Origin of the sequence: Paenibacillus sp. TAF43_2 (genome assembly GCF_052113545.1) — a bacterium.
Classification (GTDB): Bacteria; Bacillota; Bacilli; order Paenibacillales; family Paenibacillaceae; genus Pristimantibacillus.
On sequence record NZ_JBFRDK010000227.1, the window covers coordinates 1 to 8326 of the forward strand.

Sequence of the window (8326 nt, forward strand, 5' to 3'; positions counted from 1 at the left end):
CGATAGTATCAATAAACGCTTATTTGAACTAATAAAGCAATATTTAGATTGCGGTCTAACTGTTGCGGAGGCTTCAGATAAGACTTCGCAAGTTTTAAAAAGTGATTATAAACAAGACCTATCTCCAGGAGGGGTTTTATCTAGATATTACAAAATCATAAAAATTTTAGAGATGAATAACAATCCTGCAAATAATTTAGAGACACAACTTTCTAAACATACAATAAATGAAAATATAAATAAGAGGTTGCTCGAGTTAATGAAACAAGAGATAAATAAAGGAGTAAATGTCTCTACAGCAGCTGAAAAAACAGCAATTGATTTAAAGAATGAATTTAATTTATCACTTTCGAGTCAAGGTGTTCTAACAAGGTACTACAAAATAATTAAAGATGAGGCAAGGGATAAGAAAATTAAAAAAGAAGTTCACGATATAGAAGAGATTAATATAGGTGGTTTTAGTGATGAAAATTTCCTTGGAGATATACATAACTTACAAAAGGTTATTTCTGAGAGGAATGAGACAATTAGACAGCAAGAAATAAAAATCAATGAGTTAAAACATGTAGTTATTGAATTAAACCAACAAATAATTGAGCTAAGAGAAAAAGATAATCATAGGGAAGCAGTGCTAAGTAAGGCACAGACAATAATAGCTGATATTCTTAAAAAAAGTCCGCAACAATTATAAGAAGGAGTTCAAATCAATGATATTAAGTGACGTCTGGGTTGAATCATACAAATCTAACCCGAGCAATTCAAAATCTATGTTGTTTACTTTGTTATTAGAATATACCTCTTCAGATGAGAAAAAAATCAAAAGAATAATTGACAATGTCGAAGGATTTTGGATGGAGCAATTCAATGAATACGAACTTTATTATCATCCCGATATACATGATGCCGGAGTTGACAAGCTTGAAATCATAAAGAATTCTATGGCCACGCATATGCGTTTTTACAATCTCATGCAAGAAAAATAACAATGAGAATCTCAGCACCCTTTGTTGGTGCTTTTTTTGTTGTACCATAAACAAATGATTTTGGCATATTTTTTACAAGGATATATAATGCTTGTCTACAAATATAAAACAGTTCCAAAAATTGTGTCAAAACATCATGTGCCAAAAAGGTCCCGGTTACTTGTTTTTGGAACAATTACTAGCAAGGAGGTTTTTTGATGGTGAGTCATACGTACGCATACTTACGAATAAGCACTGATAAGCAGTTACATCATTCGCAGATGAATGCAATCGAAAACTATGCGAAAGAAAAGGGGATTGTTATAAATGAATACTTTATTGAAACAATGTCGGGAAGAAAAAAAGATAGACCAGAATTAACTAGGATGTTAGACAAACTCCGGGCTGGGGATACTGTAGTTGTATGGCGCTTCGACCGAATTTCCCGTTCTGCCCAGCAACTAATCGAAATTGCTGAAACCTTTAAAACCAAGAATGTAAATTTTATTAGTATTAATAATAGTGTGGACACTAGAACTAAGGAAGGTAAGCTGTTTTATACAATAATGGCGGGGTTTGCGGAATATGAAGCAATGTTAACAAGAGAGCGGGTTGAAGAAGGTTTGGCGGCTGCTCGTGTCCTGGGGAGAATTGGAGGTCGCCCCAAAATAGAAGACAAGAATAGGGTTTCTTTGGAACGCGCCATTTGGATGTACGAGCAGGACAAATACACTTTCAATCAAATACATGAAGAAACCGGAATAAGTAAAACAACATTATACAGGTACTTAAGGAAAAAGGAGTAAGAATAGAAAGTCATCTGCGCGGCGTGGCAGTAAAGTTATTTATTGAGAGCCACAACATAAACTGAAAAGAGCCATCAAATTTTGAYGGCTCTCCAATGTCAACTAGACCTTCAAAACTATTCAATGCTAGGTTCCTCTGCAAGGACGAAATTGGACATAACCAAGTACAAATGAAGAATTAACAGGCTTGTCATAAGATTGCATTCAGATGATTGAATTAAGCCATGCGCAATCTTATTTCTAAAATTACATCCTGTTTGTTCAACCATAAGCATTTGTATGTATTTATGAACATCTTTAGGCATTTCTTTCTTAATATCTTCCCGTTCCAAAAATTCATTGAACGTTTGTTCATGCTGTGCAGTACCCTTCTTAACGGAAGTAGTAGCATATCCAATCTTCCCAAAGAACCCCCGAATAACAGCCTCTAGTTGCGGAACAAGAATGTGTAAAGAGCTAATATAATCCTTTTCAAAGAAGCGTTCAATCCCGACTTTAATAATTGTGAAATTATCGGTGTTAATGTAGCCCCAATTATCTAATTTCTCAAGTATATGGACACTGGTTAAACCATTCTTAGTTAGGTCATTAAATAATGGGACCATTAAGAGGCTAGCCTTTAGTTGCATGTGAAGTAAATAATTTCGATTTAAAGTCATATTGAAACTATCTTTATCATCAGTTACTTGAAAAATTTTTTTACCATCTGTGACCATAGATTGGCTAAATAAACTACTCAGAGAAAACGTCTGAAGTTGTTTTTCTGTTTGCTTTTCAATGGAATCAATATCAGGTATAAATCCTCTCTCTCTTGCAAACATAGAAACAGCTTCTTGTAGTTCAACATCAAGATACGGTTGTATCTCTTCAGTAATTTCTTGTTCAGAAATTTTTATACTTCCAGAAACAGGTTTAAATTCACCATTAGATTCTGCCGTTTCGTATGCTTTTCTTATTTCCTTTTTCATACTGTCTATTTTTTCAGTAAAGCCGTTATTGATATAATGCTGTAATGCTTTTTCGTAGAAATGTGCTTTTGCAAGCTCACTTTTGTTTTCTCTTCCTTGTTGATGCTCTGCTTCAAGTTCATAAGAATCTCCAATTTCCTTCAAATATTCAGTTATTTTAGCCTCGTTCCCACGATTTGCTTTTGTCCAATTAATCAATTCTTCACAGAATGAACGATGTAGGTGGTATTCCTGATTACTCCAATAATGAATCCGTGCCTCCTCTAATTTGTGAAATACATTGTGTCTCTGTTCTTCATTTAAACTCGATGCCATACGACTTGTAATAACTTCACGTATGATTTCGGAGATTTCTAATATCCATCTCAATTCATTACCGTTCAAAGCAACCAGCATAGTGAAAATGGCATCTATAGTTAATTGGAGTAAATCTTTATTGTTAAATTGTAAGGATATACTTGCTGCTCTCGCAAAGTCCGCTAACCCATTTATATAATTTTTTCTATGAGAATGTATATCGCCTGTTTGAAGAATTATTCCAACAAGAACCTTACCAACTTCAAACCTATTAATACTTATCTTGCCGATTCCAAATTCATATAAATAGTCAGCATATCTGCTTTTTAAAAACAAATTAGAGCTTTCTGTAAGCCGGTTTTCAATGAATTTTATCTCATCTTCATTAAGTATGTTCTCAACATCAAACCGTCGAGTGTAACCTTCATCAATGATTGGACTATGGACATTTAAATTAAGAATCCTCGCCTGAATAGACGATAAATTCTGAACCTCTATATCATTTAATTCTTGCGCCATCAATTCAACCTGCTCGAACATTCGCGCAGCCTGGAAAGTATATTCAAAATAATCAACTCCATCTATCTCTTTTAATTTTTCTTCAATCATCGGGTTCAATATTTATACACTCTCCTTTAATAAGAAAGATAACTGAATTGAAGGGAATAAAAAGTTGGCATCTAAAAACGTGTTTCAACCAAATTATACCTTTAACTCTCTGGTATTGTAAAATCCTCCTCACTCGTGTATCAGCTCTCGAAAACTGCTGTCAATATCGTCGTCCTTGCTGTACTGTCTATTGAATTCGATAACAAAATTATTATTCTTTTCACTAAAGGATTTATAAAATTTTCCGTGAATCTTAATGATGTGTTAATGGTGCCAAATTGACATATCGTATTCTGAAATTTGAGGAGCGTGGATGAATTGAGAGCAAAAATGTTTGACCGAGCAAATCAGCCAAGAATCCAAGTTAGATTGGATAATGAAGTAAAAAAACAATTATTTAGAATCTCGACTACCAGAAAAATGTCGGTACAGGTGATAATCGAAAATTTAATCGAGAATTTTATTAAATCTGAAAGCGTGACCAACAACAAGGTATAGCATGTGTTTCCTGATAAGCATAAAAACAAATTAAGTAGTTGGACAGATAAGTAGGGGACACTTCTAATTTTTATTAAACAGGGAGTGTAACTAGTTTGAGTGAACAAGAAAAAGTAACCGATGAGATGTTGGAGAGGTTTTTAAGCGGATATGATGTTGAGGAGATGCAACCATCTTTAACAGCAGAAAATACGACAGGCTTGAAATCAATGCAAGAGGAGATTAAGACTGGCGAGATTGTAGAGTATAACGTAAAACCATTTATAATTCCTTCTAAGTTTAAGCTTCAAGATGATGGCTCTTTAGCAATTGTAATTACTACAAAAGGGACACAATCGTTAGTAGAAATTGCTGCGACTATCTATTTCATCATTTCTCGACGAGAAGAGATAAGTCCCAAAAAAGAAGGAGACGAGTCAGAAGAAATATGGACTTTGCAATGGTTCCAAGACGGTAAATCATATACAAAAACTGATAAAAAAGATGCAATTCTTAATAACTTACATAGACTGAGCATGCCCATCAATCACAATAGAATAAAAGAGAATATAGAATATTTGTATCAGTTTTGGACTGTCAATAAAAGATTTCTACCTGTAAAGCGAATGTACTCTAAATTAGGATGGCTTCCAGATGGTTTTTTGTTTCCGGATTTGTTTATTGATAATAAAGGAATTGAATCTGATTTTATCTCCTTTAATGATATTAAGACAGGTATGAGTGAGATAATTCAATCAATGAAGTCAAAAGGTATGCTGGATAAATGGGAGGAACTTATCCATGAAGTTAAAGAATATCCTTTGGTAATGATAGGTGTCTATGTATCATTTGCATCAGTTCTGGTGAATCCTCTTGAAACAGACTCTTTTATCTTTGAATGGGCAGGGCTCACCTCAAGTGGTAAATCAATTTCTCAGAGTTTGGCAGTAAGTGTATGGGGAAACCCATCGAGCGATATTGGTGGAATCTATTCGAAATGGAATGCGACCGTTGTAGGTATCGAACAAATGGCAGCAGCATTGAACCATCTTCCATTGTTTTTGGACGATACCAAGCAGGCAAAAAATGAATCAGATGTTGCCAGATTAGCTTACCAACTTGCCGACGGTAAAGGAAAAGCCAGAGGCACATCAAAAAATGGTACTGTAGGGCTAGCCGAAACTTCAACATGGAAAAATATCACGATATCAACCGGAGAAAAGAAGCTAACTCAGTTTTCGAATGACGGAGGTAGTGCAGCTCGTACGCTAATAATCACAGATGCCCCATTTGGGGGAACAAATACCGAAATAGTAAACAAAATAAAACGAACGATACAGAGATATCATGGAACTGCTGGGAAAGCATTTGTAAAATACCTGTTGAAGAATCCAATTTCTTTCGACACCTATAAAGAAATGCTATATAACCTTGAGGACCAGTATGCTGACAAGGAGAAAAATGATGTCGTAAAGCGGCAATCTAAACATATGGCATTAATTGAATTGACCGCAAAATTAGTTCATGATTGTTTTAGTTGGGACTGGGATTACAAACCTATTATCAGCACAGCTTGGGAATCAATCAAAAAGGAAAATGAAGAGGTGGATAGACCAAAACAAGCATTTGAGGTTGCACTTGATTATGCAAATCGCTATGAAAGAAACTTCATTCTAACTATGAATGGTCCCGTTCCTAATGATTGTTATGGGGAATGGTTCGCAAAGTCATCAACGTTTTCTTATGATGATGAGACAATGCCTCACGAGAAAGAGGTATACGTCCGCTTTTATACAACAAAACTAGAAGAAATACTGCGAAAAGAAGGTTTTAATGAAGTGAAAACTATAATAAGCGAATGGAATAGGCGAGGTTATCTCGGTAGAACGAAAGCTGGGAAGAACGTATTTCAAGCAACTCGCCACGGGAAAAAAGTTTCATTCTACGAAATTCGGTCAGATGTTTTGGAATGATAGTCCTAGCATATAATATACCCCAAGGATACCGCATTCAGTTGATGAGGTATCCTTTTGTATTAATGATTGCTCCTTATTTTATCGCGGGTTTGCTGACTGTTCTGGTTTTCCGTGAGGATGAGATACCATGGGCTTATTACATAGTATCCCGTCGGTTTATGGCGCTGCTTAAGCTTTTCGGTTAATAGGGTACAAAGATACCGAATTTTTGATGGTGTGTTTATTGTGGGAGGTAATAAATTTTTTTGATTAATCATGTTTCACAAGCCTTCATATGGATGGTGCACTTTGTACTCTTTATTATTTTTAAGGTTTTAAAGTCTTGCAAAAACAGCGTTTAAATGCAGGAGACCAATCTTAATATTGGGTATCTTGTTTGTACCCTTGGTACTCGTGAGTTTATTCTTTTATTTATACCTTTCATTGGTTTTGAAGAGTTCATTAAAGATGGGCACTTCAAACATGGTGCTGCAACATGCTTTAGACAAACATGTTTAATTCTAGTGTTATAATAATATAAATGTTCTGGCTACAAAGGAGGAGACCATACGAATTATCTACCCATAATTATTGGTATTTACATCATTATCGGATTAGTTATATGACAGAAAGAGTTCGAGGAGCTTAAGCAGCTTGTTGAGAAACACGAGCGGCAGGAACCGCTAGAACATAATGAGGAAGAAATGCTAACTGCGGCTCGAACAATTTTTAGCTTTGGGAAAGCGGGTTTTATGGGTTGGTTTGTGATGAACGAGTTGTTATGGTTGCCAATGAATATTAAGACGTGGTTAAACAATAGAAAAAAACCGATTTTCACCGGTCTTTTTATACTCTCTACTGTCATTTAAGCGAGTTTTAGTTCTTGCTGCTGTGTTGCGCCATATGTACGCTGGTCGACTTCCCGACTATAAAATTAACATTCCGTCTTGTTCTGGTCAATCTGTCGGTGTAGAAGTAACTAAAAGTCAGGTTTGCGTATATTGCACTTATCTTTTCGATTAGCAGAATACACGGACCCCCGAGTGTTCTGAACTTATAAACTAAATCCCCATCTTTCTCTACTTCACACTCGTCAACCCAAGCCTCTGTCGAAGTTGTCCCCCAATTCTCCATTAACCATGACTTTCTATTGTTTTCTGGTGAAATAGGCATGATATTAGTGAAGTCGAGTTCTGACTTCTCAGTTCGCAGTGCTTTCTGAAGACTCAAGATTGTATCCGTCCCAGTATCTGAACCATCCGATATAATAAGGATATTTTTGCGGTAGTCGGGCATTATGTTCTTCTTCTGATGTAGTTAACCGAATTATTTTGAACACTACTTAAATATTCGCGAAGAAGCTCCCGATTTCATCCAAGGAAATGTTATTTACCTCGGATTTTTCTTTGCTCGGCGAAACATGCTCTTCAATCAAAGATTCGCAAGTGTACTTAATTACCTCTCCTGATTCACAAATCAATTGACCGCTGATTCCAGTATGAGGTTCAGCAAATGATAATTCGAACTTGAGAGCTGGGTAAAGCTCAGCTGTTTTTCGAACAAAAGGTAAGCATGGACCAATAGAAGTCAGAAAATGATAATACAAATCGCCATCTGTGCTGAACCCAGAATCCTCGACGCGCCCTTCTGACCAAGTCGTTCCCCAGTTATCCAACTTCCATTCGTATGTGGTGTTGCCCGCGGGAGTGGGAATAAGTTTGATAAAGCTGAGTTCCTTTTCACCTGCTTGCAAGGTTGTCTTTAATTGATGTAGTGTGCCGCTGTCTCCGGAAATGATAAGTGAATTCATGCATCGGTTTGCCACGATGTTGTCCTCCTTATTTGTTGTATCTCTATGTTAGTAAATTGAAAAGTCTTTGTTATCAAAAAAGAAAAAAACTTATAATAGTTAATCGGAGTGTGTTGTAATATTTTGTTACCCGACGTAAACTTAAAGTGTCATAAATTATTTATTGCCGAGAGGGGAAAAAGGTTTGTCAGAACGTCAAGGATTCCTTCAGAGATTGGATAGTAAAATACCCATTGCTTTCATGATTGTCGCAGTTTCTACCATATTATTGCTTACTGTCAAAATTATTATGGGTTTTTTTGCATCCGAAGACAAACTCGTAAATTTCATAAGCCTTTTTTTTGGAGAAGCCCTTAACGTCGTAGTTCTAAGCGCGGTACCTCTTGCTCTTGCAGATTATTGCAGAATGGGAATTAGCAAAGCTGGAACCGGGCGTGTACAT

The 8326-nt window shown here is 35.9% G+C and carries 7 protein-coding genes; 5 read left to right on the forward strand and 2 right to left on the reverse strand.

Annotated features, from left to right (window positions below; all coding sequences use genetic code 11):
• The 3 genes from AB4Z17_RS29770 to AB4Z17_RS29780 all read left to right on the forward strand — a co-directional run.
• Nucleotides 1-691: hypothetical protein (locus AB4Z17_RS29770; protein ID WP_441963880.1), on the forward strand; the 691-nt coding region annotated here is incomplete at its 5' end.
• A gap of 16 nt (nt 692-707) precedes the next feature.
• Nucleotides 708-983, forward strand: coding sequence for a hypothetical protein (locus AB4Z17_RS29775; RefSeq protein WP_441963882.1), 276 nt, complete (start codon nt 708-710; stop codon nt 981-983).
• A gap of 197 nt (nt 984-1180) precedes the next feature.
• Nucleotides 1181-1768 carry a recombinase family protein gene (locus AB4Z17_RS29780; RefSeq protein WP_441963884.1) on the forward strand — a complete coding sequence of 196 codons (588 nt, stop codon included), beginning with the start codon at nt 1181-1183 and terminating at the stop codon, nt 1766-1768.
• Between the two features lie 116 nt (nt 1769-1884).
• On the opposite strand, the gene AB4Z17_RS29785 is transcribed toward AB4Z17_RS29780, so the two are convergent.
• Entirely contained in the window at nt 1885-3642 is a 1758-nt protein-coding gene (locus tag AB4Z17_RS29785) for a DUF4209 domain-containing protein (protein ID WP_441963891.1), read from the reverse strand.
• A gap of 593 nt (nt 3643-4235) precedes the next feature.
• Here AB4Z17_RS29785 and AB4Z17_RS29790 point away from each other — a divergent pair.
• A complete protein-coding gene (locus tag AB4Z17_RS29790; protein ID WP_441963886.1) occupies nt 4236-6092 on the forward strand; it encodes a DUF927 domain-containing protein in 1857 nt (618 codons plus the stop codon).
• A gap of 1324 nt (nt 6093-7416) precedes the next feature.
• Here AB4Z17_RS29790 and AB4Z17_RS29795 read toward each other — a convergent pair.
• Nucleotides 7417-7899, reverse strand: a complete 483-nt coding sequence (locus tag AB4Z17_RS29795) for a hypothetical protein (protein ID WP_441963888.1) — start codon at nt 7897-7899, stop codon at nt 7417-7419.
• A gap of 169 nt (nt 7900-8068) precedes the next feature.
• Between AB4Z17_RS29795 and AB4Z17_RS29800 the strand changes: the two genes are divergently transcribed.
• The coding region (locus AB4Z17_RS29800) for a hypothetical protein (protein ID WP_441963889.1) at nt 8069-8326 on the forward strand (258 nt) is incomplete at its 3' end.

What these genes read in the sequence shown, in the direction of transcription:
- AB4Z17_RS29775 (WP_441963882.1), top strand. Translation starts at nt 708, where the DNA reads ATGATATTAAGTGACGTCTGGGTTGAATCATACAAATCTAACCCGAGC.
- AB4Z17_RS29785 (WP_441963891.1), bottom strand. Translation starts at nt 3,642, where the DNA reads ATGATTGAAGAAAAATTAAAAGAGATAGATGGAGTTGATTATTTTGAA.
- AB4Z17_RS29780 (WP_441963884.1), top strand. Translation starts at nt 1,181, where the DNA reads ATGGTGAGTCATACGTACGCATACTTACGAATAAGCACTGATAAGCAG.